We start from the raw sequence: 262 nt of genomic DNA, 5'->3' as shown, positions 1-262 counted from the left end.
ACACGCACTCGGCTTGGAGCGAATTCACGCGCCATGTTCTGAGTGATGTTATTAACGGCTGCTTTCGAAGCGGAGTAAGTAAATACACGAGAAAGCGGCGGATCGGACGAAACGGATGAGATATTAATAATACTTCCGCCTTCGCCTCTCTCCACCATGTATTTCCCGAATACCTGGCAGGCCAGCACGACGCTTTTCAAATTGACCTCCATAATAGAATCCCATTCTTCCATGGAAATGTCAAAGAAAGGAGTCGCACTAT

General features: G+C 47.3%; 1 protein-coding gene. It reads right to left on the bottom strand.

Annotation, left to right across the window (positions count from 1 at the left end; all coding sequences use genetic code 11):
- Window positions 1-262: SDR family NAD(P)-dependent oxidoreductase (locus KVT27_RS25145; protein ID WP_217582227.1), on the bottom strand; the 262-nt coding region annotated here is incomplete at both ends.

This window comes from Lysinibacillus sp. GbtcB16 (genome assembly GCF_019091145.1).
GTDB classification, from domain to species: Bacteria; Bacillota; Bacilli; order Bacillales_A; family Planococcaceae; genus Lysinibacillus; species Lysinibacillus fusiformis.
The sequence above is the reverse complement of the archived record's forward strand: the minus strand, read 5'-3'. Positions and strand labels throughout refer to the sequence as shown.